This window comes from Rhizobium sp. MHM7A, assembly GCF_005862215.1.
Taxonomy (GTDB): domain Bacteria; phylum Pseudomonadota; class Alphaproteobacteria; order Rhizobiales; family Rhizobiaceae; genus Rhizobium; species Rhizobium bangladeshense.
In genome coordinates this window covers 1-673 of the sequence record NZ_VCHT01000078.1, presented here as the reverse complement: position 1 = coordinate 673, position 673 = coordinate 1, and the positions used below count along the sequence as shown (strand labels likewise).

General features: G+C 63.6%; 1 protein-coding gene. It reads left to right on the top strand.

Going from position 1 to position 673, the window contains the following annotated elements; genetic code table 11:
* Positions 1–673 (top strand): ThuA domain-containing protein (locus FFR93_RS40475; RefSeq protein ID WP_246661441.1); only part of this gene is annotated, 673 nt, incomplete at both ends.

The following is a 673-nucleotide window of genomic DNA, read 5'->3' as shown; positions in this document are numbered from 1 at the left end:
GGCATGCATACGACGATCGCGAATGCGCTGAATAAGGATCCCGGCATCTCGGCGACGACGGCGACGCTGCAGGAGCCGGAACACGGGCTGAGCGAGGCCCGTCTTGCGCAAACCGATGTGCTGACCTGGTGGGGCCACAAGGATCACGGCGCCGTCTCCGATGCCGTCGTCGAGCGCGTCGCCAAGCGCGTCTGGGAAGGCATGGGCCTTCTCGTGCTGCATTCCGGCCATTTCTCCAAGATCTTCAAGCGACTGATGGGCACGCCCTGTGCGCTGAAATGGCGTGAGGCGGGCGAGCGCGAGCGGTTGTGGACGATCAACCCGCGCCATCCGATCGCCGCCGGCATTGGCGAGCATTTCGAGCTCGAGAACGAGGAAATGTATGGCGAGCAGTTCTCAGTGCCGGAGCCGCTCGAAACGGTGTTCATCTCCTGGTTCCAGGGCGGGGAAGTGTTCCGCTCGGGCCTGACCTGGCGCCGCGGCGCCGGCAACATCTTCTATTTCCGTCCCGGCCACGAGACCTATCCGACCTATCACGACGCCACCATCCAGAAGGTGCTGATCAACGGCGTCAAGTGGGCCTATAACCCTGCGGGCGCTCTGACGAGCATTACCGACGCTCCGAATGTGCCGGTAGAAAAGGCACTGGAGCCGATCGTCGAACGCGGCCCGA